Here is a 22,374-nt window from a genome sequence, read left to right as displayed (position 1 = left end):
CCCTACTTATCTATAATGAGGGCTGAATCAATCTTTCTACCTTTAAATCTATACTATTTTGTCATCGCATGTTCTACTTTAATACAACGATCCATTATTACAGTATAGTCTTTTTCTTTTAAAAGTTTATATGTATCCTCATCTTGTACTCCTAATTGTGCCCAAAAAACATCTGCATCAATCTCTACAAATTCTTTTGCAACATCCATTAAAAACTCTGAGCGACGAAATATATTTACTATGTCAACGTGTTCCTTAATATCCTTTAGTGAAGAAACTGCCTTTTCTCCAAGCACCTCATCTACTGTTGGATTAACTGGAATAATGCGGTATCCAGCATCTTGCATTGCTTTTGAAACCATATACGATGTACGTTCTGGCTTATCTGATAATCCAACAACCGCAATTGTTTTGCTTTTCTTTAGCACTTCACCAATTTCCGTACGAGTTGGGTTTTCAATTGTCATAATTAATCCCTCCTATTCCTTTAGTATAGCCGATAAAGAAAGTCTCTTTCAATATGAAAGAGACTTTCTTTTATTTCGATTATTGATTCTTTGTAGCTGAATTATCTGCTAAAGTAGCCGATTTCGTCATTTTTTGACCGTTACGGTAGAATGTAACTTCTACTTTCTCGCCTACTTTTTTCTTTTCATATAAATATTTACGGAATTGAAGAGCATTCTCTACTTTTTGATTATCTAATGCTACTACAATATCATATTGCTCTAAACCAGCTTTTTCAGCCGGTGAGATTGGGTAAATTTTACCTAATACAACACCATTAGTTACTTCTTTCGGTACTTTCAATTGATTGACTGCATAAGCTTGCACATCTTCTAATGAAACAACACCTACTCCAAGCGCTGGACGTTTTACTACTCCATCTTTTTCAAGAGATTCAATAACTGGTTTTGCGATATTAATTGGAATAGCAAATCCAATTCCTTCAACTTCTTGTTGTGCAATTTTACTTGAATTAATCCCAATTATTTCACCATTTTGGTTAAATAATGCACCACCACTGTTACCAGGGTTAATCGCTGCATCTGTTTGAATAACTTGTGCTTGCCAATCTGGTCGTTTATCGCCATCAATATCAACCGGAATTTCGCGTTCTTTACTACTGATTATACCTTCCGTTACACTTCCATCAAATCCTAGCGGGTTACCGATTGCAATGGCTTTTTCACCCGCACGAAGTTTACTTGAATCACCTAAAGTGGCAACTTTATTTACATTAGATCCATCAATTTCAACAACTGCTAAGTCTAACCAAGGGTCCTTACCAACTAATTTCGCATCAACTTGCTTTCCGTCGCTCAGCTTCACAGCAAGTTTATTTGCTCCATCCACTACATGGTTGTTTGTTACAATATATGCTTTATTCCCTGCTTTTTTATAAATAACACCTGATCCTGAACCAGCTTGTTGTTCTTGACCTGTCGGTTGCATTGCAAATGGATCAACACTTTGTTGCATATTAATAACACCTACAACAACATCTTTCGCCCCTTCAATCATACCAGGTAAATCAGTTTCATTTTTCGCTTTATTTACAACAGGAACTACAGTACCTTCTACTTTTGAATCCGAACTAAATGATGATACTGGCGCTCCATTATTTTGAGCCCATGGCATATATGGTGCTGCAAAACTAATCGAAACCGCTCCGACTACAGCTCCCACTAAACCTGTGAAGAAATAGCCTTTTTTACTACCTGATTTTCTCACTTCTCTCGTTTCACTATGCTCTTCATTTAAATTTGGTCCGTCGTAATATCCCATGTTTTATTTCCCCTCTCTGGTGAATTCGTATTTTCAGTATAGTCACGTTTTGTGTCCTTCTTGTGAACTCATCGTGAAATCCAATTAAAAAAATACACTTATCTAACATTGTAGACAAAAAAAGTATTTTTTGTACATTTTACCTTCAAAAGAGAGTATAAAATCGCCATTTCCCTAGGCTAAATTACACAAATCGCTCTAGATTATTCTTCAAATTTATAACCAACTCGAATAACAGTACCGATATGCTTCGCTTTATCTCCTAGCTTATTTCGAAGTTTTTTAATATGGGTATCAACCGTTCGGTCATCACCGTAATAGTCATATCCCCATAACTGATCTAATAAATGTTGACGTGATAACACGATTCCTTTGTTCTCCATTAAATACACAAGAAGTTCAAATTCTTTATGTGTCAATATAATTTCTTCTCCATCTACTAAAACAGTTCTAGATAGACGATTTACTTCTATTCCAGCTAAAGACATAGCATTTTCTTCCGCTACTCCTACCGCACCATCCGCACGTTTCAATAACGTCTTTGCACGAGCTACTAATACTTTCGGGCTAAATGGTTTCGTTACATACTCGTCTGCACCTAATTCGAAACCTAGCAATGTATCATCCTCATCCGAACGTGCTGTCAACATAATAATTGGTACTGCTGATTCTTTTCTAATTCTTCTACAAACAGACCATCCATCTATTTCTGGTAACATAATATCTAACATAATTAAATCAATTTCATGCTCTGCAAATAACTCTAACGCTTTTTTTCCATCTTCTGCTTCGATTACTTCAAAGCCTTCATTACGAAAATAATCACTAACAATTTCACGTAATCTTCTTTCATCTTCAACAAGCAATACTGTTTTATTCATATCATCTATCCCGCCTTTTTACTCTTTCAATCGAATAATACGTTGATTGGAGCTTCCGCGAAATGGAAGTGTTAAATCTTTTTTCTCAATTTCAAACCTTCCATCGACTAAAACATCCCCATAATGTAACAACTCTATCATATCATTATTTTGAGAACTCTGTATCTCTTCTAACGTATAACCTGTATACATCCATAGGTTTTTTTTAAAATCTTTCACGATTTTTGCTACCTTTTTCACTTCAGCAGCTTGAAAAAATGGATCTCCACCTGAAAATGTTACATCAGTTAATGGATTACTTGCAATCTCTTTCACAATTTCTTCTACTGTCATTTCCGTTCCATTGCAAATATTCCATGATTTCGGATTATGGCAACCAACGCAACGATGCGGACAGCCCGCAAAAAACACGACTGTCCGCAATCCTTCTCCATCTACTACACTATCATGAATAATATTCATCACTTTCATTTATGTTTCACCCGATCTATCTCTTCACTACGTTTCGCACTATTCCACTTCGACATATCTCCTACAAGATAGCCTGTTATACGGCGAATTCTTTCTATATTAGCCTCATCTTCATTCCCGCAACTTGGACATTCATTCCCAATAACCCCGTGATAACTACAGCACTTACAACGGTCAACAGGATGATTAATTGAACCGTATCCAACGCCATGTTCTACCATAGCTTGTACAATTTGTTTTAATGCCTTTTTGTTATGCATTGCTGCTCCGTCTAGTTCAATATAAGTAATGTGTCCTCCATTACAGAGAGCATGGAACGGGCCCTCTAAACGGATTTTATTTATCGCTTGAATGTTATAATAAACTGGAATATGGAATGAATTCGTATAGTAATTATGGTTCGTTATACCGCTAATCACGCCAAATTCTTCTCTATCTTTTTTCACAAACTTCCCTGATAATCCTTCTGCTGGAGTTGCAATTACTGAGAAATTCAGTTGATGTTCTTCTGTCGCTTTATCCATTCTATCTCTCATAAAGGAAATAATTTCATACCCAAGTTTCCATGATTCTTCATCTTCCCCATGATGCTTTCCTGTTAAAGCTACTAAACATTCCGCAAGACCGATAAAACCAATACTTAACGTCCCTTGTTTTAAAATCGAGGCTACGGAGTCTTCAGGCTGCAACGTTTCTCCACCACGCCATACACCTTGTGAATATAAAAACTGAAAATCTCTTGCTCGCTTCGTACATTGATACGCATATCTTTCTAATAGCTGCTTAATTCCTAAATCTAAATAATAGTTTAGCGCTTCAAAAAACGCTTCTTTTGAACCACTAATTAACGCTAATTTCACTAAATTAATAGACGTAAATGATAAATTCCCTCTACCAATCGCTGTTTCTTCTCCATGTATATTAGACATAACACGGGTACGACATCCCATGTAACATACTTCACTTTCTGGTCTTCCATCATAATGCACTGCATTAAACGGCGCATCTAAAAATGAAAAGTTAGGGAATAATCGCTCTGCGGTTGTCTCTAATGCTAATTCAAATAAATCGTAGTTCGGATCACTTTCTTCAAAATTCACACCTTTTTTCATCTTGAAAATTTGAATCGGAAAAATCGGTGTCTCTCCTTTACCAAGTCCAGCTTGTGTCGCTTTTAAAAGTTGTTTAATTAACATTCTTCCTTCTTTTGATGTATCTGTTCCGTAATTAATAGAAATAAACGGGACTTGTCCTCCGCCCCTACTATGCATACTATTCGAATTATGAACGAAAGCCTCACACGCTTGATACGTATCATTTTCCGTTTCTTTCCATGCAAATTCTTCTATTTGTTCTTTCGTAAGCGGATATGATTGTAATCGTTTTTTATGTCTCTCAATTGTTTTTCGTACATAAGGTGCTAAATCAATATCAAAGAGTGCAAACGATTGACCACCATGCTGCATATTTTGATTCGCTTGAAAAATAATAGACGCAAGAGCCAATGCACTTTTAATGTCTTGCGGTTGTCTCATATGTCCATGCCCCGTATGAAAACCGTTAGCAAGCATTTGTGCTAACGGAATTTGTGAACAAGTCGTCGTTCCTGTCGCATAAAAATCTAAATCATGTGGATATAATATATTTTCATTTATTGCTTTTTTCACTTGATCTGACAATAAATTCTCAACAGCATAATATTTTGCACTCTCAGATGCGAAGGTTCCCATTACGCCCATTGGAGAGCGGCCGTCTACATTTGCATTTTCTTGCATTAAATCTTGTTCATTGCCGTGGACTATTGTCTCGAACACTTTCATTAATTCTTCTTCTCCACGTGTATTATTTTGTAACATTTATAACCCTCCACCAATATGTTGTTATCTTTTGATTAAAATGTTACTACATATAGTCTTACTGTTTCTGTGAGAAATGTAACATTACTGTGAAATTTTTTTCACGAAATAATGAATTTTTCATTTACAAAAAAGAAATGTGCTCTTTACAAATGTATGGTACAATATACGGGAAAAACTCTTTTTACCCTTTATCAACACATTTGAATAAAGGAGACTGAACTTATGGTTACTACATATCTTTTATTTATCGTTGCCTACTTACTTGGCTCGATTCCATTTGCACTAGTTGTTGGAAAAATTGGCTACGGAATCGATATTCGTGAGCACGGGAGCGGTAATCTAGGCGGAACAAACACATTCCGCACATTAGGGAAAAAAGCAGGTTTTACCGTTACAATTGCTGACATTTTAAAAGGGACTTTAGCAACAAGTCTACCAATGATTTTCGGATTAGATATTCACCCACTATGGTTCGGGTTAGCGGCTGTTCTTGGACATGTCTATCCAATCTTCGCAAAATTCCGCGGTGGTAAAGCAGTTGCAACTTCTGCTGGGGTACTATTATGCTATTCACCAGTTGTTTTTGCAATATTGGCTTTTGTATTTTTCACCCTTTTATTTACAACAAGATACGTATCACTTTCTTCTATGGTAACAGCAGTTGTTGCTGTTATTGCATCCATTGTTAGCGGGGATAAAATCTTCATTATTGCGATGTGTTTATTAGCAGGTATGGTTATTTATAAACACCGTGCAAATATCGGACGAATTATAAATAAAACTGAACCAAAAGCAAACTTTTCAAAAAAGCAAAAATAAGATCGTAACCCACATAACGCAAAAAGAAAACGTGAAGCATATTAATAGCGTCTTTTTGCGTTATTTTTTATACTAAAGAAAAAGCAACATAATTTGGAGGAACTATACATGAATCTTTCCGTAACAAAAGAAGCAGCACAATGGTATAAAAATGAATTAAACTTACAATCAAATGAAACACTACGCTTTTTCGTACAATACGGTGGTTGCAGTACTGTGCAAAAAGGACTTTCTTTAGGTATTCGTAAAGATGATCCTGCACACCCTGCTGTTCAAATTCAAGAAGAAGGCATTAACTTCTTTATTGAAGGCGATGATGAATGGTTCTTCGATGGACATAATTTATCTGTTACACTTAACGAAGGTGACGACTTCCCACAATTTAATTATGAAAAATAAAAAAACGTGGCTTCTGCCACGCTTTTTTATTTTTTCTTAATTTCCTCATATTTCGCATACCACTCAGGATATAACTTTTTAAATGATACAGGACGGAACCCTTCTTTTTTCGCACAAATATTCGTCGTACTTGCAGTAATACACAGTTCACCATCACCATTATATATTTCATATCCATATACAACGCGAAGTGGGCTCACAGTATCTACCCATGTTTTTACGATTGCTTTTTCTCCGTAACGCATCGCTTTACGATATGAAATTTGTAAATCTAACACAGGAGAAATAATCCCTTCTTTCTCCATTTCAACATATGAAAAACCTAAATCTTGTATAAGTTTCGTGCGACCTAACTCAAGCCACACTAAGTAGTTTGAATGGTAAACAACACCCATTTGATCTGTTTCCGCATAACGGATTTCAACTTCATGTTCTGCTACAAACATATGTATATTCGCCTTCTTTCACTTCTGCTGCCTTGCATACATTTAATCATAATACAGTAACATCAAAAATAAAATAAAAACAGTGAATCTTTTACTGAAAGGAGCCAGCATATGATTCAAATTGTAACGGTTCGTAGCGGTGATAGCGTATATAGCTTGGCATCAAAATATGGATCAACACCTGACGAAATAGTAAAAGACAATGGACTAAATCCAGCTGAAACGCTCGTTGTTGGTCAGGCACTTATCGTTAATACGAAAGGAAATAATTATTATGTACAGCCTGGTGACAGCCTATATCGAATTTCTCAAACATATAATGTCCCCCTCGCTAGTTTAGCTAAAGTTAATAATTTATCTTTAAAATCTATTCTCCATGTCGGACAACAATTATACGTACCAAAAGGTACAAAACGAGCTGTAGAATCCATCGCTTATTTACAGCCTTCCACTATACCGATTAAAGAGAGTTTAGTTAATGCTACACGTGCCATCAATCCATTTTTAACATATTTAGCTTATTTTAGTTTTGAAGCAAAAAGAGATGGCACATTAAAAGAACCTACTGAAACAGCTAAAATCGCTAATATTGCAACGCAAGGTAAAACAATCCCTATGCTCGTTATTACAAATATTGAAAATGGTAATTTCAGTGCCGATCTAACATCGGTTATTTTACGCGACGCAACGATTCAAAACAAATTTATTACAAACATTTTGCAAACAGCTGAGAAATATGGCATGCGAGACATTCATTTCGATTTCGAAAGTGTAGCACCTGAAGACCGCGAAGCGTATAATCGCTTTTTACGAAATGTAAAAACACGCTTACCTAGCGGGTACACATTGAGCACAACTCTCGTGCCGAAAACAAGTTCAAATCAAAAGGGAAAATTTTTCGAAGCTCACGATTATAAAGCGCAAGGGCAAATTGTTGATTTCGTCGTCATTATGACATACGACTGGGGATGGCAGGGCGGGCCACCGATGGCGATTTCTCCTATCGGTCCTGTAAAAGAAGTACTTCAATATGCAAAATCTCAAATGCCTCCCCAAAAAATTATGATGGGGCAAAATTTATACGGATTTGATTGGAAGCTTCCATTTAAACAAGGAAATCCACCCGCAAAAGCAATTAGCTCTGTCGCAGCTGTTGCACTAGCTCGTAAATATAATGTTCCTATTCGTTATGATTTCACAGCCCAAGCCCCTCATTTTAATTATTTTGATGAAAACGGCGTGCAACACGAAGTTTGGTTTGAAGATTCACGGTCTGTTCAAAGTAAATTCAATTTAATGAAAGAACAAGGTATAGGCGGTATTAGTTACTGGAAAATTGGTTTACCATTCCCGCAAAATTGGCGTTTACTCGTTGAAAATTTTACGATTACAAAAAAGGGCTGACAAAAGTCAGCCCTTTTTTGTACATTTTGTTAAGATTCATCTTTGATTTCACTTTTTAATGAGTCAATACTTTCTAAACGTCTTTGATTTTTTGCTTCAATAGCAGCACGATCTTTTTCATTAGAAAGTTCCGCTGTTTCTTTTGCTTCATTAAAGTTATCAACTGTATTTTGCACCATTTCTTGTAACTTTTCAGCGTTGTCACTTCGATTATCTGGATTTGGCATGTACTTCCCTCCTAATATTGTATATACACACCATCTTAAATTACCTATCTTCCCTCAAATTTATACATAAAAAAGGAGAATGTAATATTCTCCTTTTCTTTAACCGTTATCAACAATCGGTTGTTTACCTGTTTGATCTTGCATTTGCTTTCCTTTATTTCCACCAGCTTTTTTCGATTGTGTTCCAATATGATTTGGTGCAAAGTCTTTTGAATTTTTTTTCGGATTACCCATTACTATCGCCTCCTTAACACTAGTATCGTACTAGTGTTAAGAATTATTCAGCTTGCTTAAAAAGTTTCATTTCATAACGTTTTTCAATGCGCTCTTCAATGCGATCAATTGCATCACGATCGCTTAATAATTGTTGTTTATTTTCATTTACAAGTTCTTCAAATGATTTACGGCGACTTCTTCTCATGTTGTTCACCCTCTCTCCTTCGCTTTCTTATTACATAGTATGAGCAAACAAAAAACTCTTTAATCAGATTTGTAAGAAAATTTTATGTTTTAGTACTCCTAAAAAAACTCCGTGTACAATATATTGCACACGGAGTTTTTTATACCATAATATTTAAATACTCTTTTAACTTTTCATCCGCATTCATTTCATTTTCTTTATAATCATGAAGCGCCTGTAATACAAAATCATACTGCTCTAAAATATAACTTTCTAATTTCATAACATCCTCTAAGCTATTAAGCATAATTCTCGTATTACCAACTTCACTTTTTAACGCTTGTTCACATTTTAAGCTTGTACATATTTCTTTCACATCATCTTCTAATATATCTGTTAATACGTATTTCTTTCGCCCTTTTACCTTTACTCTCATAACTGGATAAAAAGCTTTTATATCTAAATAACTTCCTACGTTCATACAACGTAGCCATTCTACATTACGTTTATTACGTGCAAGCATTTCTTTCACCGCTTCGTATACTACAATTTCATCAAGTGAGACCTTATTTACTTTTCTCTGTCTTTCTTCTTCAATAGCTGCACACTTTTGATAAACAGCAGCACACGTAATGCAATCGTCAAATGCATTATGAGAGCTTAAACGAATTCCAAGCATTCGTTTTAACGTTTCAAGTTTATGATTAGGCGCATGCTTCATGTATTTCTTCGCTAAAAATACAGTATCAATTACTTTATTTTTAGGTTCAGGCAGCCCCAGCATATTTACATTACTTTTCAAAAAGCGCATATCAAAAGAAGCATTATGGGCCACAATAACATTTGTATGTAAAAATGCTAAAAATAAAGGTAACACTTCTTCAATCGTCGGTGCATCTGAAACGCGATAATTGGTAATACCTGTTAAACTCGTTATTCGGTCCGGAATTGGCCGCTCTGGATTCACGTATGAAACAAATTGATCTACCAGTTCATGATTACGATATTTCACCGCTGCAACTTGAATAATTTTATCATTATAAGGGTTAAATCCTGTTGTTTCAAAATCAATTACAACATAATCTAACGGTAAGGATACATTCCCCACTCCATACACTCCTTTATCTCTAAACGTTTATATTTCTTACATCATATCATGAAGTGATTACTACTTGAAAAAGAAAAGGCAGAAATGGGAACTCTCCATCTCTACCTTTTCACCATTATTTTAATTTAGCAACTCTTTTCTCCATCTCTTTTTGTGTCATCGGCCCAATAAACTTATCTTGAATGACACCTTTTGTATCTATAAAATACGAAGTTGGAATCGTAATTACTTTATACGCTGTTGTCACATCAATGTTCTTGTCCAATAAAATAGGAAAAGTAATTCCTTTTTCTTTAGCAAAATTGCTTACCTTCTCTTCCCCCCCACCTTTTTCTGAAGGCGTATAATTGATCGCTAAAATTTCTACGTTTTCTTTATGTTCTTTATAGAAAGCCTCCATATCCGGCATTTCTTGCTGACATGGTCCACACCACGTAGCCCAAAAGTTTAAAATTACTTTCTTTCCTTTTAAATCCGATAACTTTACATTTGTCCCATCTAACTTAGTTAATTCAAAGTCCGGTGCACTCTTCCCTATCTCAATACCATTCCTTGCGATCATCTCTTTCATAGCAACTTCACTTTTTTCTTGCTTCACTTTTACCGCCTGCTCTTTATGACCAAACTGTTCATAAGCTGCATATCCCGCTAAACAAAGTAACACTACAATAATCATAAGCTTCCGCCACATGTTATATCACCCTAACGTGTTTATCTTCTTTTAATATATCCATTCAGATGCTATATACCTTATTTTAGCTTATACGGACAAGCTTGAAAATATTCACATTCTAAATAATCAGAATTTTTATAAATAATATGAAATATTTACCTTTTAATCATATAATTAGAAATACACGGAACATTTTACAATGAAAGGAGCTCTCATGAATTTATTTGAAAAAATACTTCTATATATTCTTAGTTTTATATTTTTCCCAATCGGAATTATCACATGGATTATCTCACTATTTAGTAAAGATCCTAAAAAAACAAGTTGGACGTATTTGTCTCTATATCGCATTAATCTCATTTATCCTTTTGGCAGGCCTCGGCATTATTACTTTTTTCACAATGACTACCATTACTACTATAGAATAGTTATAGAAAGGATGATTGTTTTGGGAGAACACCCTATCACAAAAGAGCTACGCTATATACGAATATGCTTAGTTATTTTAGTAATCGTTCTTTTATTTTTCAACAGTGAAAAAGTCGTTGAAATTTCTACAAATCATGATTCCATAGAAAATGTTCCCACCAGTAATATGACACAAATTGCGGAAAATACATTCGCTATTCAAGAATATAATCCATTACTAAATAGCGAACATACAATTAAGATTTTTAAATATAATCCAGATACAAATCAACTTACTCTCGTCAAAGAAGTTAATTCTAGTGATCCGAATTCTTATACTTATCAACTTAATGAGACCGAATAAAGTGAAACTTTAATCAGCCCTCACCAATCGGGCTACCCGGCAAATAGCGGACTAAAGATAAGAGCATTACATATCTCTTATCTTTTTGTTTGCAACTCATTGTACAATGAGTTGCAATTTAATAATTCTCTAGGATTCCCACATTCCACAATAATCCCATTCTTCATGACAACAACACAATCTGCTATCATCGCTCTCTCTACATCATGTGTTGCCACAATTCTCGTTACATCTCTTCCTATCCCTTCAATCATATTCCAAACCAATTCTTGATTGCCCGGATCTAACCCAGCTGTCGGTTCATCTAAAATAATAAGAGTTGGATTTGATACAATCGCTCGCAATAAGGCAAGACGTTTTCTTTCGCCTCCTGAAAACTCTTCACCGCTTTTATGTAGCACAGTTTGACTCCCTTCAGGTAACCCTCTAATAATCGGCGTTGCATTTATAAGTTCACTATTTTTTTCTAGCTGATTTTCTAAACCCTCTTCCCCGAAATACATATTCTCTGTTACCGTCGTTCGGAAAAAACGTGGTTCTTGCCACACTGTAGTCATACGAGCTTCATTACCATAATAAGCAATGCTACCGTTAGATGGTTTATACAAGCCCGTTATTAACTTTAAAAGCGTTGTTTTTCCTGCACCGCTTTCTCCCACAATAATAACGAGTTCACCAGGATGAATTTGTAAATCGATATTATGAATTCTACATTTCTCTCCATCATTCTCCTGAAATGAAACATTTGTTATCCTGATCCCCATCGCTCTTTCTACATTGCTATCTGCTGCTCGTTTATTTAAAAAGCAAAAAGCTCTATTTGCCGAAGCGACTGCAACTTGTGTCATTATTAATAAATCGCCCACATAACGGACAGGGAAAAAGAGCATCTCAATTGTCGCTAACACTGCAATGAGTGAACCAACTTCTATTTCTCCCCTCATTATTTTTTGTGCACCTATAATGAGAACAAGGATATATGCTCCTGTTTCAATCACCGTTCCAACTACTCCAATACAATGTTGCATCATCGTCTTCTTTACTTCCGATTTATACGATTGTGCCGTTACTCTTTTAAATAAGCGAATTGCCCATTTTTCTTTTTGTAAACTCCGCAAATCTTGTATCCCCTTTACAAACTGTGACACCATCTCTACAACACTTGAGTGATTTTTTTGAGCAACGCTTGCAATATCTCTTACCTTTTCTCCCATCAGTATTGGAACAATTGTACTTAAAAATAAAAACGGAGTTACCCACAATATAAACTGTATATCTATATGTTGTAGTGCTATGAAAGCCCCAATAAATTGGGCAATAGCGTGTATATATTCTATTAATATAGAGCCATATAATCTGACCCAGTTCGGAATATCAGACACGACCAAAGTTTCTAACTCTCCTTGCTTAATCTTCTCACTCTCTTCAAACGGTAATGAGAAATAGTTACGTAATAATTCTATACGTTTCGTTTGTAATATACGTTGACTCGCTTTTGAACTTATATAATCAAATAAAAGATTGTTCGCCCACATTAAAAAGCGACTACCCGCAAACAAGGCTATATATAAATACGCACCTTTTAGCTCCCTTTGAATAAGATTGTCTACAATTAACCCCATGAAAATTGGGCGTGATAAATTTAAAATGGCAGCAATTATCCCACTACATACAGCTGCTATTACTAATATTTTCTCTTGTCGTAACGGCAACAATATTCTTTTATACTCTGTCATGACGTTTCCTCCATTTTTATAGTAAAAAGAAAGGGATGAAACCAAATGGTTTCATCCCTTTCCATAAAATAAGGAAGCTAACTATTGTTAGCTTCCTTATTGTTCATTTCAATAATTTAGTTCGATACTTTAGATTCTTCAATTTTCTCACGAAGAACCATTTGCAGAATACCACCGTGACGGTAGTAGTCAATTTCAACTTCACTATCGAAACGAGCTACTACTTCAAATTGTTTTTCGTTGCCATCTGCATCAGTTGCAACTACTTTTACAAGATCGCGTGGTCTAACTGTTTTGTCGATTTGAATTTCAAATGACTCGTTACCAACAAGACCTAACGTTTCAGCACTTTCGCCATCTTTAAATTGAAGCGGTAGTACACCCATTAACACTAAGTTACTGCGGTGAATACGTTCGAAGCTTTCTGCGATTACTGCTTTAATACCTAATAAGTTAGTACCTTTCGCAGCCCAGTCACGAGAACTTCCCATACCGTAATCTTTACCAGCAACAACTAGAAGACCTGTTCCATCTTCTTTATATTTCATAGCAGCATCATAGATAGATGTTACTTCACCAGTTGGCCAATATGTTGTATATCCGCCTTCTGTTCCTGGTGCGATTTGGTTTTTAATACGGATGTTTGCGAATGTACCACGCATCATAACTTCATGGTTACCACGACGAGAACCGTAAGAGTTAAAGTCAACTGGTTGTACGCCGTTTTCTAATAAGTAGCGTCCAGCTGGTGTATGCTTACCGATTGAACCTGCTGGTGAAATGTGGTCTGTCGTTACAGAGTCACCAAATTTACCAACTACGCGTAGGCCTGATAATGTTTCGACTTCACCTGGCTCTTTAGATAAACCTTCAAAGAATGGCGGGTTTTGAATGTATGTTGAATCATTATCCCAAGTATATAAAGCTTCGTTTGAAGTTTGGATTTCATTCCAGCGCTCATTGCTGTTAAATACTTGTGCATATTCTTTCTTGAACAGTTCAGATGTAACAACGTTTTGAACTACATCTTCAATTTCTTTAGCTGATGGCCAAATATCGTTGAAGTAAACAGCATTGCCATTTGCATCTTTACCGATTTCATCATTTTTCAGGTCAATATCAACAGTACCTGCAAGTGCATATGCCACAACTAGTGGTGGTGATGCTAAGTAGTTTGCTTTTACAAGTGGATGAATACGACCTTCAAAGTTACGGTTACCAGATAAAACAGATGTTACTAGTAAGTCGTTTGCTGCGATTGCTTCTTCTAATTCTGGCGCTAATGGACCAGAGTTACCGATACAAGTCGTACAGCCGTAACCAACTGTTTGGAAACCTAATTGATCTAAATATGTTGTTAAACCTGATTTATCTAAGTATTCAGTAACAACTTTTGATCCTGGTGCTAATGATGTTTTTACATACTCAGGTACTTTAAGTCCTTTTTCAATTGCTTTCTTCGCAACTAAACCTGCCCCGATTAATACGTATGGGTTTGATGTATTTGTACAGCTTGTAATTGCAGCGATTGCAATTGCACCTGTTTTCATCGTTACTTCTTTATCTTCTAATGTAACCTTCACTTCTTTATCGAACTCTTGCTCATTAAATCCAAGTCCTTGTGTTCCAACTGGTGCTACAACAGCTTTGTGGAACGCATCTTTCATATCTGAAAGTGGAATTAAATCTTGTGGGCGTTTCGGTCCAGAAAGGTTAGATTCGATTGTATTTAAATCAATTTCAACAAGATCAGTATAGATTGGATCTTTACTATCTGCTGTATAGAATAAACCGTTCGCTTTACAGTATTCTTCAACAACGCGAATTTGTTCTTCATCTCTACCTGTTAAACGTAAGTATTCTAATGAAATATCATCGATTGGGAAGAATCCACAAGTTGCGCCGTATTCTGGTGCCATATTTGAAATTGTTGCACGGTCAGCTAAAGGCATGCTCTTTAGTCCATTTCCGAAGAACTCAACGAATTTACCAACTACACCTTTTTGACGTAATACTTGTGTTACTTTTAATGCAACGTCTGTCGCTGTAGTACCACTTGGAAGTGTACCAGTTAATTTCACACCGATTACTTCAGGTACCGGGAAGTATGAAGGCTGTCCAAGCATTCCTGCTTCTGCTTCAATACCACCAACGCCCCATCCAAGAACGCCGATACCGTTAATCATTGTTGTATGTGAGTCTGTTCCAACTAACGAATCTGGATATGCAACTAAATCACCTTCAGCATTTTTCACAGCATGAACAACTGGTGCTAAATATTCAAGGTTTACTTGGTGTACAATACCTGTAGCTGGTGGAACCGCACGGTAGTTATCAAATGATTTTTGTGCCCAGCTTAAAAATTTATAACGTTCTTCATTACGTTTAAACTCTAAGTCCATGTTGAATGCAAGCGCGTCTGCCGTACCCGCTCTATCAACCTGTACAGAGTGGTCAATTACAAGGTCTACAGTAATTTCAGGATTAATTTTGTCAGGATCTCCGCCCATGTCTGCCATTGCTTTACGAAGCGAAGCCAAATCAACAACAGCTGGAACACCAGTGAAATCTTGTAAAATTACACGAGATGGTTTAAATGGAACATCGATATCTTGAACATCTTTCGTTCCCCATTTCGCTAAATTTGTAACATGCTCTTCTGTGATTACACGTCCGTCTACTTGACGAAGTACTGATTCAAGTAAAACTTTCACGGAATATGGTAATTGAGATACGTTGCCAACCCCTGCATTTTCAAGCGCTTTCAAATCATAATAATGATACGTTTTTCCATCTACTTCAAAAGTTGCACGTGATTGAAATGGATTATGTTTGACCATTATGTTTCCCCCCTGTTAAACGTGACTAAGTTGTCTGAATATAAAATGTAGACAAACTTTTCAATACCTTACGATAATATCTTATTACAACTTTCTAAATAAGTAAATAATAAGAAACTTATAGATTATCATAAGTTTTCTTTATGTTTCTAAATTTGAATAGCTTTCATGCTCCTTATGAATACTATTATCATAAAGTAAAATGCTCTATCAGCGGTTTACTTACAGTTCATACATACTATGAACTGCTCATCATTCAACATACAAAAAATGTTATAGGGGTGAAATAAAATGGGTAAAAGAAAAGCAAATCATACTATTTCAGGAATGAATGCTGCATCTGCACAAGGACAAGGAACTGGTTACAATGAAGAATTTGCAAACGAACCTTTAACTCCAGCAGAGCGACAAAATAATAAGAAACGTAAAAAGAACCAGTAAAGAAAAATCCCAAAAGGTCTATTTTCCTTTTGGGATTTTTTCTAATGTTTATAACGTAGTAATTCCGAAACCGTTACAAATCGATAACCCTGCTTTTTCAGCTCAGGTAAAATTTTTGCTAGCGCTGCTACCGTTTGACTACGATCATTTCCTCCATCATGTAACAATACAATATCGCCACTTTTAGCATTTTTCACTACATGATTTACAATGGATTCAACCCCTGGATTTGCCCAATCACGTGGATCTTGATGCCACGACCATAGAACAGTTTGATAACCAGCTTCTTTCGCTGTTTTAAATACAGCATCGTTAATATATCCACCAGGAGGACGGAATAGCAAAGGTTCTTTCACCCATTTTTCAAAAAATTTCTTTCCATCTAAAATATCATTTTCTAATTTTTTATCTGATGAATTACTCGCATACAAATGATTCATCGTATGATTTCCAATTTCATGACCCTCTTTTAACACTTGCTTCACTAAGTATGGATTGCGCTGAACTCGAAATCCAATCATAAAAAATGTCGCTTCAGCTTTATATTGACGTAATAGATCTAAAACTTGTGGTGTATACGTTGGATCTGGCCCATCATCAAATGTAATTGCAATAATTTTTTCATTATTAGGTACTTCCCATGTTACATAACCAGTTGGTTCTAACTCTTTTCTGAGCAATATTTTCGCTTCCACTTTTTCCACTTGAAATATATGTACTGCGCATAATAAAGAAAAAACGAATAGAAAAATTTTCTGTTTTAGCATAACGTTTACTAAAGCAGCAAGGTTGTCGAATAGACAACAACCTCATTTACTTTTCTAATTGATCTACATTTCGCATTATATTTTGGAGATTATTTTCATATTGCTCAAGTTGTGGACGTTGTGTTTCTGAAGCTACCTCTAGTGCATTTTGAATTTGTTCATATGCTTCCTGAACCTCTTGACGTAACTCTTTTAAATCATGACCGTAGTTAGGGTCATTTTTCACAATATTATTAAATGCATTTTCTGCTTGTGTAACTCCTTGCTGTGCCGCTTGAAAAGCTTGTTGCTTATCTTTATGATATGGCATTATATAATCCCCTTTCTGTAATAGTTAGTCCCCTTTATCTTTACCTTTTTTTCTAAAAACATTCTCGTATAAAATCGTCAACTTCTCTCATTCTAAAAAGAAAGAGGAGGTGTCATATACAATGGGTAAAAACAACCGTGAATCAAAAGAAAAACAAGGACAACCTGAGCCATTAAGCGGATCTCATAAAGTAAAAAACCGTAACCATTCACGCCAAAAAAAACATGCACATCATGATATGTAATAAAAAACATTCACATACAGTGCACATTCAACATAAAATGTTTGTATTTCATCATTTATTCTTCACCTCTGTTTCATTCATGCATAACATGATATGAATTGATATTTTACGGAGGGTGTCTTACATGGGCAAGAAAAAGAAGAATTGTCTTTTTCATGTTGATGGTTTCGAAGAATGGATGGATCAATTTTGTTCCGATTCTTATAGTAACTTTAGCTTTCCAAATCAAATTCACATCGACCTTTGTGAAACTGAAGAAGAATATATTTTGGAAACAGATGTACAAAATGTTTCAGAACAAAATGTACTCATTAAAAAGTTAGAGACAGGCCTAGCTATTTGCATACTTCATAAAAACATTTCCTTACAACGAACAATCCCTTTACCTACTACTATCATTTACAAAAAGATGCTAGCCTGCTTAGAAAACGGATTTTTAGCCATTCATATTTCCAAAAATGAAGTTGCTGATAAGCATGAAAAGAAAGTTCTTTTTTCAAATTAAGAGTTAATATAATACAAACTAAGCCCCAGTTGGTTACTGGGGCTTATGTTATTTCGCATGCATTTCTATATTAGAATTTCTATCATATCTTTTTTTCAATAAACCTTTTGTAACTAAAAGCACAGGAAATGCCACAGTTGAAAATATAGCTAGTGCTGAAAATACTGCAAACCCATTTTGGTACCCGTAGTAATCGAGAAGTACTCCTCCAAACCACGGACCTATTACTGCTCCAATTCCCGAAAAGCCCATCGCACCGAAGTATGTTCCTTTTAGATGCGCAACAGCAATATCATCAATAAATACATCCGTCATTGAAAACATTAATACTTCTCCAATTGTAAAAATAATTGTACAAACGGCAGCACCTAGCATAGATTCTACTATTCCAAAGCCAAACAATCCTCCGCTCACAAATAAAGTCCCCACCATAATTGATGTTAACGGTGTATACTTTTTGCACATTTGAATAACAGGGTATTGGATAATCACTACAACAATTGCATTTAAAGCGAGCATATATGAGAATAGCTTCACTCCATCCTCAAATATATATGCATTTGCAAAATATTGAGATACTGTCGTCGTTAAATGTGAAAAACCGCAATTACTCAAAATAATACCGACTAAAGCAACTAAAAATACTATATCTTTTCGCAATATACGCATTGCATTTAGCATTGTAACAGGTTTTTCTGTCCTCACTTTCTTTTTTTCCATTGGATACTTCTTAAATTGGAACGCTAATATAGCTGTATATAGAATATATACCCCAGCTGCTACTAAAAAAGGAATTGTTGATTTTGCACTTCCAATCTGTAATCCAACAATTGGTCCAATTGCAACTCCAACATTTATTGCACCGTATCGTAAGTTATAGACGAGTAACCGATACTCAGGCTTTGTTAAATCTGATAATAATGCTCTTGATGTTGGCTCAAAAAACGACCTACATAATCCATTTAAAGCGTTTAATAAAAAGAAACTTAAAACATGATCCGCAAGTGAAAAACCTATAAACACAAAAATCCAAACAATCATGGACCAGAGCATAATCGTTTTCCGGCCAAATCGATCTGATAAATTCCCTCCGATAAAACTAGCAAAAACGCCAACAAGTGCACTCGTTCCGATAATAGCACCAGTCATTCCAGCTGATACACCTTTAACAGTCGTTAAATAAATCGCTAAAAAAGGGATACTCATTGAAGTTGCAAACCTAGCAAACAATGTCCCTAAAATAATACTCATTCCAAGCGGATGAATATGCTGTAACTTCCCCTTCATCGTTAAACCTACTCTCTCTATTTTCACAAAAAAAGAAAGCAAAGGATCTGCTTTCTTTTCCTTTTTCTATACTTGAGCTGTTGATACCCGAGTTGTTCTCGTTATGTCCATATCAATTCCATATGTGAATTGTAATTCTTTACACACATCTTTAATTAAGATTACGACATTATACTTTTCATTAAATTGTAAAACTATGTTTTCTACTTCTTCATATGTATACTTATATTCCCCTGTAATGACACTTTTTAGATCAAAGCATTCGTTAATACAAAGTTGTACAAGTAGCTGGTCATATTTCTCTATTACATCTTCTTTCTTCCAAAGTAACTCTTTTACATATAATCGATCAAACTTCACACTTTCTCGATTACAATCCGTTAAAATCCGGGTCATTTCGTTTAATTCTCGATATAATTCGGAAATATTTCTGCTTAAACTAAGCAGTTTATCTACGCCGTTTTCATATAACATATTTATTCCACCCCCGCATTTTCTTTCCCTTATTATAGCAAGAAAATTCTAAAAATAGTTTCTTTCTTCTGAAATATTAGGAAACTAATTTCAATTGCTTTACAATGAAACTAGTTAATGCGAGAGGAGAAAGAAAATTGGAACACAAATTATATTACACTGACGCTTATAAGCAAGACTTTACTACTAAAATTATAAAGCAAGATTATGATAAAGATGGTAACTTATACGTTGTTTTGAATGAAACAGCATTTTATCCGACAGGTGGCGGACAACCATATGATACTGGTACATTAAATGATATAAATGTAATCAATGTAGAAGAGATAAACGGAGAAATTTGTCACTACATCGCAGAACAATTACATACAGAAGACGTAGAAGGTAAAATTAATTGGGAGCGCCGTTTTGATCATATGCAACAACATGCGGCTCAGCACATTTTATCTGCTGCTTTTTGGGATTATTTTAACATACCTACGATTGGATTCCATCTTGGTAAAGAAACGGTAACAATTGATTTAGAAACAGAAAATTTACATGCAGAAACGGTTGAAAAAGCAGTACAAATTGCAAACAATATAGTTTTTGAAAACCACCCAATCTGTATAGAGTGGATGAACTTAGAAGAAGCGAAAACATTGCCCCTTCGTAAAGAACCGACTATGACAGAGAATATACGTGTTGTTATTATCGAAAATTACGACTACAACGGCTGTGGTGGAACCCATCCGAAACGCACTGGTGAAGTTGGTCCTATTCAAGTACTAGGATGGGAGCGCAATAAAGGTGGTATACGCTTAACCTTTATCGCTGGTTGGCGTACACTTAAATTAATGGGGCAACAGCAACAAATTATAAAAGATGTTTCCAAACAATTAAACAGTAGCGAAACTGATATCCCAGCAAAAGTAGCACAGCTTCTTACCGCTCAAAAGGAAAACGAAAAAACAATACAAACAATGAATGAAAAATTATTATTTGCAGAGGCAAATGAATTACTGCAACAGTCTATAGAAATACATGCTGGGTTACTTATTTCTAAAGCATTTACAGATCGTTCTATGCAAGAAATTGCAAAACTATCAGCTATCATTACAGAACAACAAGAGCATGCAATTACGTATTTCGTTATTGAAAATGATGACAAACTACAATGTATTCTCGCTTGCGGAAAAACAGTAACGCTCGATATGAATGCTCTTTTAAAAGATGCTCTTCCTGCAATTGAAGGAAAAGGTGGCGGAAATAAAAAGAGTGCACGCGGCGGCGGAAAAGCGGTGATGAACGGGGACGAGTTTTTAAATCAGCTTGTTTCTTCTTTACAGTCAGCAGTGTAAAACATGTTTATGAAGGATAGCTAACGGCTATCCTTCAACTATATTTACAGGCCTATATTTCGTTTTAACCCTTGATAACTTCCTGCATTTGCAAAACCGCCACTTATAAGATTGATAAAAGTTTCCGAAAAACCATAATAACTTAATTCGTTAATCGGTACCATTTGCACATCATGAATCGGATTATGATCGAACTCGTTAGAAGGTAGTGTAATTTCACCTTCAATCCTTTCAAGCAGAAACGTAATATGTAACAAAGATGGACTAGCATCTGGTTTATCACAAACATAGAGTAGCTTCTTAATTTTAACTTCTAATCCCGTTTCTTCTCTCATTTCTCGAATCATCGCTTCTTCTAACGTTTCACCATTCTCTACCCTTCCTCCAGGTAAAGACCAATCGCGATTAGCCACTTTTTGCTTTACTAGCAATACTTTTTTTCATCTTCAATTAAAATTCCCGTAATACGAACTTGCATTACATTTTCCATATGTAATCTCCTCCTCCTGTTATATTTACAAATTAATCCTTCCACAAAAAGAACATACGTTTTATAATTAATGAAAATTATGGAAGAAAGAAGTTGTTATATTCATGCGTCCACCTTTAACAAAATCTATATCACTTAAAGATTTTCAAAACTATTATTGGTTAAAAGCAGAACTGCAAACATTTTGTCGCGAGCATGGTTTGCCAGCTAGTGGCTCTAAGACCGAAATAACCGAGCGTATCTCACATTATTTAACTACGGGGAAAGTCTTAAAAAACAGCTCTGTGCAAAAAGTGAGCAAAGCTCCCCTCTCTTATAAAGACCTTTCTCTTCAAACGATTATTACTAAAAATCACCGCTGTAGCGAAGATGTTCGTGCTTTTTTCAAAGAAAAAATCGGAACAAACTTCCGCTTTACAGTAGCTCTTCAAAAATTTTTTAAAGAGAATGTTGGAAAAACATATGAAGACGCGGTAGCTTTTTGGCATGAAGAAAACGAACGAAAAAAAGACCCTACATACAAAACAACTATCGGTGCACAATTTGAATACAATCGCTTTACTCGTGACTTTTTCGAAGATCCAAATAATAAAGGAAAAGCAAAAGCTGATGCGATTGCTGCTTGGAATGAAATAAAAGCAAAACCTGGTAGCAATGTTTATGTTCCTCAAAAAGTAGAAAACTAGTTCCTTT

Annotated in this window: 26 protein-coding genes and 2 pseudogenes; 10 read left to right on the top strand and 18 right to left on the bottom strand. The window is 35.4% G+C overall.

Annotated features, from left to right (window positions below):
* Positions 1-53: 53 nt before the first annotated feature.
* From CGQ22_RS13990 to CGQ22_RS13970, 5 genes are all read right to left on the bottom strand, one after another.
* Positions 54-467: a CoA-binding protein gene (locus tag CGQ22_RS13990; protein ID WP_000151386.1), complete on the bottom strand. Its 414-nt coding sequence runs from the start codon at positions 465-467 to the stop codon at positions 54-56.
* A gap of 79 nt (positions 468-546) precedes the next feature.
* On the bottom strand, positions 547-1,788 hold the full coding sequence (locus tag CGQ22_RS13985) for a S1C family serine protease (RefSeq protein ID WP_000542646.1): 1,242 nt from the start codon (positions 1,786-1,788) through the stop codon (positions 547-549).
* A 203-nt stretch (positions 1,789-1,991) separates the two neighbouring features.
* Positions 1,992-2,669, bottom strand: coding sequence for a response regulator transcription factor (locus tag CGQ22_RS13980; RefSeq protein WP_001044679.1), 678 nt, complete (start codon positions 2,667-2,669; stop codon positions 1,992-1,994).
* Positions 2,670-2,687: 18 nt separating this feature from the next.
* On the bottom strand, positions 2,688-3,140 hold the full coding sequence (gene nrdG, locus CGQ22_RS13975) for an anaerobic ribonucleoside-triphosphate reductase activating protein (protein ID WP_000867074.1): 453 nt from the start codon (positions 3,138-3,140) through the stop codon (positions 2,688-2,690).
* Entirely contained in the window at positions 3,137-4,996 is a 1,860-nt protein-coding gene (locus CGQ22_RS13970) for an anaerobic ribonucleoside triphosphate reductase (RefSeq protein ID WP_089148864.1), read from the bottom strand. The genes nrdG and CGQ22_RS13970 overlap by 4 nt, the downstream gene beginning before the upstream one ends.
* Positions 4,997-5,221: 225 nt before the next feature.
* On the opposite strand from CGQ22_RS13970, the gene plsY reads away from it, so the two are divergent.
* Positions 5,222-5,818, top strand: coding sequence for a glycerol-3-phosphate 1-O-acyltransferase PlsY (plsY, locus tag CGQ22_RS13965; RefSeq protein WP_089148863.1), 597 nt, complete (start codon positions 5,222-5,224; stop codon positions 5,816-5,818).
* A 108-nt stretch (positions 5,819-5,926) separates the two neighbouring features.
* Positions 5,927-6,217 (top strand): HesB/YadR/YfhF family protein, encoded by a 291-nt coding sequence (locus tag CGQ22_RS13960; protein ID WP_001054453.1) that lies wholly within the window; start codon positions 5,927-5,929, stop codon positions 6,215-6,217.
* Between the two features lie 26 nt (positions 6,218-6,243).
* Here the strand turns inward: CGQ22_RS13960 and CGQ22_RS13955 are convergent, their stop codons facing one another.
* The gene (locus CGQ22_RS13955) at positions 6,244-6,663 is read right to left on the bottom strand and encodes an acyl-CoA thioesterase (RefSeq protein ID WP_000495812.1); all 420 of its coding nucleotides are present in this window, start codon (positions 6,661-6,663) and stop codon (positions 6,244-6,246) included.
* 111 nt (positions 6,664-6,774) lie between these two features.
* On the opposite strand from CGQ22_RS13955, the gene CGQ22_RS13950 reads away from it, so the two are divergent.
* On the top strand, positions 6,775-8,067 hold the full coding sequence (locus CGQ22_RS13950; protein ID WP_000614855.1) for a glycoside hydrolase family 18 protein: 1,293 nt from the start codon (positions 6,775-6,777) through the stop codon (positions 8,065-8,067).
* Positions 8,068-8,096: 29 nt separating this feature from the next.
* Here CGQ22_RS13950 and tlp read toward each other — a convergent pair whose 3' ends face one another.
* The 5 genes from tlp to CGQ22_RS13925 form a co-directional block, all read right to left on the bottom strand.
* Positions 8,097-8,294, bottom strand: coding sequence for a small acid-soluble spore protein Tlp (tlp, locus tag CGQ22_RS13945; protein WP_001133511.1), 198 nt, complete (start codon positions 8,292-8,294; stop codon positions 8,097-8,099).
* Between the two features lie 99 nt (positions 8,295-8,393).
* Positions 8,394-8,528, bottom strand: a complete 135-nt coding sequence (gene sspN / locus CGQ22_RS13940) for an acid-soluble spore protein SspN (protein WP_000527987.1) — start codon at positions 8,526-8,528, stop codon at positions 8,394-8,396.
* Positions 8,529-8,571: 43 nt separating this feature from the next.
* Complete coding sequence (locus CGQ22_RS13935; RefSeq protein ID WP_001254699.1) at positions 8,572-8,715, bottom strand: FbpB family small basic protein; 144 nt, start codon at positions 8,713-8,715, stop codon at positions 8,572-8,574.
* 139 nt (positions 8,716-8,854) lie between these two features.
* Entirely contained in the window at positions 8,855-9,802 is a 948-nt protein-coding gene (locus tag CGQ22_RS13930) for a 3'-5' exonuclease (protein WP_089148862.1), read from the bottom strand.
* 115 nt (positions 9,803-9,917) lie between these two features.
* On the bottom strand, positions 9,918-10,493 hold the full coding sequence (locus tag CGQ22_RS13925; RefSeq protein ID WP_000269041.1) for a TlpA family protein disulfide reductase: 576 nt from the start codon (positions 10,491-10,493) through the stop codon (positions 9,918-9,920).
* A 196-nt stretch (positions 10,494-10,689) separates the two neighbouring features.
* Between CGQ22_RS13925 and CGQ22_RS13920 the strand changes: the two are divergent.
* Positions 10,690-10,903, top strand: a pseudogene (locus tag CGQ22_RS13920) (hypothetical protein).
* A gap of 11 nt (positions 10,904-10,914) precedes the next feature.
* On the top strand, positions 10,915-11,247 hold the full coding sequence (locus CGQ22_RS13915) for a YmzC family protein (protein ID WP_074593090.1): 333 nt from the start codon (positions 10,915-10,917) through the stop codon (positions 11,245-11,247).
* Between the two features lie 77 nt (positions 11,248-11,324).
* On the opposite strand, the gene CGQ22_RS13910 is transcribed toward CGQ22_RS13915, so the two are convergent.
* Positions 11,325-12,983, bottom strand: a complete 1,659-nt coding sequence (locus CGQ22_RS13910; RefSeq protein WP_000141524.1) for an ABC transporter ATP-binding protein — start codon at positions 12,981-12,983, stop codon at positions 11,325-11,327.
* Positions 12,984-13,099: 116 nt separating this feature from the next.
* The gene (acnA, locus tag CGQ22_RS13905) at positions 13,100-15,823 is read right to left on the bottom strand and encodes an aconitate hydratase AcnA (RefSeq protein ID WP_000238559.1); all 2,724 of its coding nucleotides are present in this window, start codon (positions 15,821-15,823) and stop codon (positions 13,100-13,102) included.
* A 291-nt stretch (positions 15,824-16,114) separates the two neighbouring features.
* Here acnA and sspO point away from each other — a divergent pair, with 291 nt between their 5' ends.
* The gene (gene sspO, locus CGQ22_RS13900; protein WP_000518057.1) at positions 16,115-16,264 is read left to right on the top strand and encodes an acid-soluble spore protein SspO; all 150 of its coding nucleotides are present in this window, start codon (positions 16,115-16,117) and stop codon (positions 16,262-16,264) included.
* A 41-nt stretch (positions 16,265-16,305) separates the two neighbouring features.
* Here sspO and pdaB read toward each other — a convergent pair whose 3' ends face one another.
* Together pdaB and CGQ22_RS13890 are read right to left on the bottom strand one after the other, a co-directional pair.
* Positions 16,306-17,031, bottom strand: a complete 726-nt coding sequence (gene pdaB / locus CGQ22_RS13895; protein ID WP_002164140.1) for a polysaccharide deacetylase family sporulation protein PdaB — start codon at positions 17,029-17,031, stop codon at positions 16,306-16,308.
* A gap of 46 nt (positions 17,032-17,077) precedes the next feature.
* On the bottom strand, positions 17,078-17,341 hold the full coding sequence (locus CGQ22_RS13890; RefSeq protein ID WP_001146295.1) for a hypothetical protein: 264 nt from the start codon (positions 17,339-17,341) through the stop codon (positions 17,078-17,080).
* Between the two features lie 121 nt (positions 17,342-17,462).
* Here CGQ22_RS13890 and CGQ22_RS13885 point away from each other — a divergent pair, with 121 nt between their 5' ends.
* Positions 17,463-17,585: a small acid-soluble spore protein P gene (locus CGQ22_RS13885; RefSeq protein WP_000517653.1), complete on the top strand. Its 123-nt coding sequence runs from the start codon at positions 17,463-17,465 to the stop codon at positions 17,583-17,585.
* Positions 17,586-17,709: 124 nt separating this feature from the next.
* Positions 17,710-18,090: an Hsp20/alpha crystallin family protein gene (locus tag CGQ22_RS13880; RefSeq protein ID WP_000516756.1), complete on the top strand. Its 381-nt coding sequence runs from the start codon at positions 17,710-17,712 to the stop codon at positions 18,088-18,090.
* 48 nt (positions 18,091-18,138) lie between these two features.
* Here the strand turns inward: CGQ22_RS13880 and CGQ22_RS13875 are convergent, their stop codons facing one another.
* Both CGQ22_RS13875 and CGQ22_RS13870 read right to left on the bottom strand, forming a co-directional pair.
* A complete protein-coding gene (locus CGQ22_RS13875; RefSeq protein ID WP_000676809.1) occupies positions 18,139-19,377 on the bottom strand; it encodes an MDR family MFS transporter in 1,239 nt (412 codons plus the stop codon).
* A gap of 66 nt (positions 19,378-19,443) precedes the next feature.
* The gene (locus CGQ22_RS13870) at positions 19,444-19,851 is read right to left on the bottom strand and encodes a hypothetical protein (protein WP_000965150.1); all 408 of its coding nucleotides are present in this window, start codon (positions 19,849-19,851) and stop codon (positions 19,444-19,446) included.
* 137 nt (positions 19,852-19,988) lie between these two features.
* Here CGQ22_RS13870 and CGQ22_RS13865 point away from each other — a divergent pair, with 137 nt between their 5' ends.
* Entirely contained in the window at positions 19,989-21,191 is a 1,203-nt protein-coding gene (locus CGQ22_RS13865; protein ID WP_000400366.1) for a serine-tRNA(Ala) deacylase AlaX, read from the top strand.
* A 44-nt stretch (positions 21,192-21,235) separates the two neighbouring features.
* Here the strand turns inward: CGQ22_RS13865 and CGQ22_RS13860 are convergent.
* A pseudogene (locus tag CGQ22_RS13860) lies at positions 21,236-21,681 on the bottom strand (NUDIX hydrolase).
* A gap of 104 nt (positions 21,682-21,785) precedes the next feature.
* Here CGQ22_RS13860 and CGQ22_RS13855 point away from each other — a divergent pair.
* Positions 21,786-22,367 (top strand): DUF6434 domain-containing protein, encoded by a 582-nt coding sequence (locus tag CGQ22_RS13855; RefSeq protein ID WP_001247756.1) that lies wholly within the window; start codon positions 21,786-21,788, stop codon positions 22,365-22,367.
* The last annotated feature ends 7 nt before the right edge of the window (positions 22,368-22,374 follow it).

Source organism: Bacillus sp. M13(2017) (genome assembly GCF_002218325.1).
Taxonomy (GTDB): domain Bacteria; phylum Bacillota; class Bacilli; order Bacillales; family Bacillaceae_G; genus Bacillus_A; species Bacillus_A thuringiensis_K.
The sequence above is the reverse complement of the archived record's forward strand: the minus strand, read 5'-3'. Positions and strand labels throughout refer to the sequence as shown.

Bases quoted from the DNA above. Each gene is read 5' to 3' on its own strand.
- CGQ22_RS13990 (WP_000151386.1), bottom strand. From the start codon at position 467: ATGACAATTGAAAACCCAACTCGTACGGAAATTGGTGAAGTGCTAAAG.
- CGQ22_RS13985 (WP_000542646.1), bottom strand. From the start codon at position 1,788: ATGGGATATTACGACGGACCAAATTTAAATGAAGAGCATAGTGAAACG.
- CGQ22_RS13980 (WP_001044679.1), bottom strand. From the start codon at position 2,669: ATGAATAAAACAGTATTGCTTGTTGAAGATGAAAGAAGATTACGTGAA.
- nrdG (WP_000867074.1), bottom strand. From the start codon at position 3,140: ATGAAAGTGATGAATATTATTCATGATAGTGTAGTAGATGGAGAAGGA.
- CGQ22_RS13970 (WP_089148864.1), bottom strand. From the start codon at position 4,996: ATGTTACAAAATAATACACGTGGAGAAGAAGAATTAATGAAAGTGTTC.
- plsY (WP_089148863.1), top strand. From the start codon at position 5,222: ATGGTTACTACATATCTTTTATTTATCGTTGCCTACTTACTTGGCTCG.
- CGQ22_RS13960 (WP_001054453.1), top strand. From the start codon at position 5,927: ATGAATCTTTCCGTAACAAAAGAAGCAGCACAATGGTATAAAAATGAA.
- CGQ22_RS13955 (WP_000495812.1), bottom strand. From the start codon at position 6,663: ATGTTTGTAGCAGAACATGAAGTTGAAATCCGTTATGCGGAAACAGAT.
- CGQ22_RS13950 (WP_000614855.1), top strand. From the start codon at position 6,775: ATGATTCAAATTGTAACGGTTCGTAGCGGTGATAGCGTATATAGCTTG.
- tlp (WP_001133511.1), bottom strand. From the start codon at position 8,294: ATGCCAAATCCAGATAATCGAAGTGACAACGCTGAAAAGTTACAAGAA.
- sspN (WP_000527987.1), bottom strand. From the start codon at position 8,528: ATGGGTAATCCGAAAAAAAATTCAAAAGACTTTGCACCAAATCATATT.
- CGQ22_RS13935 (WP_001254699.1), bottom strand. From the start codon at position 8,715: ATGAGAAGAAGTCGCCGTAAATCATTTGAAGAACTTGTAAATGAAAAT.
- CGQ22_RS13925 (WP_000269041.1), bottom strand. From the start codon at position 10,493: ATGTGGCGGAAGCTTATGATTATTGTAGTGTTACTTTGTTTAGCGGGA.
- CGQ22_RS13915 (WP_074593090.1), top strand. From the start codon at position 10,915: ATGATTGTTTTGGGAGAACACCCTATCACAAAAGAGCTACGCTATATA.
- CGQ22_RS13910 (WP_000141524.1), bottom strand. From the start codon at position 12,983: ATGACAGAGTATAAAAGAATATTGTTGCCGTTACGACAAGAGAAAATA.
- acnA (WP_000238559.1), bottom strand. From the start codon at position 15,823: ATGGTCAAACATAATCCATTTCAATCACGTGCAACTTTTGAAGTAGAT.
- sspO (WP_000518057.1), top strand. From the start codon at position 16,115: ATGGGTAAAAGAAAAGCAAATCATACTATTTCAGGAATGAATGCTGCA.
- pdaB (WP_002164140.1), bottom strand. From the start codon at position 17,031: ATGCTAAAACAGAAAATTTTTCTATTCGTTTTTTCTTTATTATGCGCA.
- CGQ22_RS13890 (WP_001146295.1), bottom strand. From the start codon at position 17,341: ATGCCATATCATAAAGATAAGCAACAAGCTTTTCAAGCGGCACAGCAA.
- CGQ22_RS13885 (WP_000517653.1), top strand. From the start codon at position 17,463: ATGGGTAAAAACAACCGTGAATCAAAAGAAAAACAAGGACAACCTGAG.
- CGQ22_RS13880 (WP_000516756.1), top strand. From the start codon at position 17,710: ATGGGCAAGAAAAAGAAGAATTGTCTTTTTCATGTTGATGGTTTCGAA.
- CGQ22_RS13875 (WP_000676809.1), bottom strand. From the start codon at position 19,377: ATGAAGGGGAAGTTACAGCATATTCATCCGCTTGGAATGAGTATTATT.
- CGQ22_RS13870 (WP_000965150.1), bottom strand. From the start codon at position 19,851: ATGTTATATGAAAACGGCGTAGATAAACTGCTTAGTTTAAGCAGAAAT.
- CGQ22_RS13855 (WP_001247756.1), top strand. From the start codon at position 21,786: ATGCGTCCACCTTTAACAAAATCTATATCACTTAAAGATTTTCAAAAC.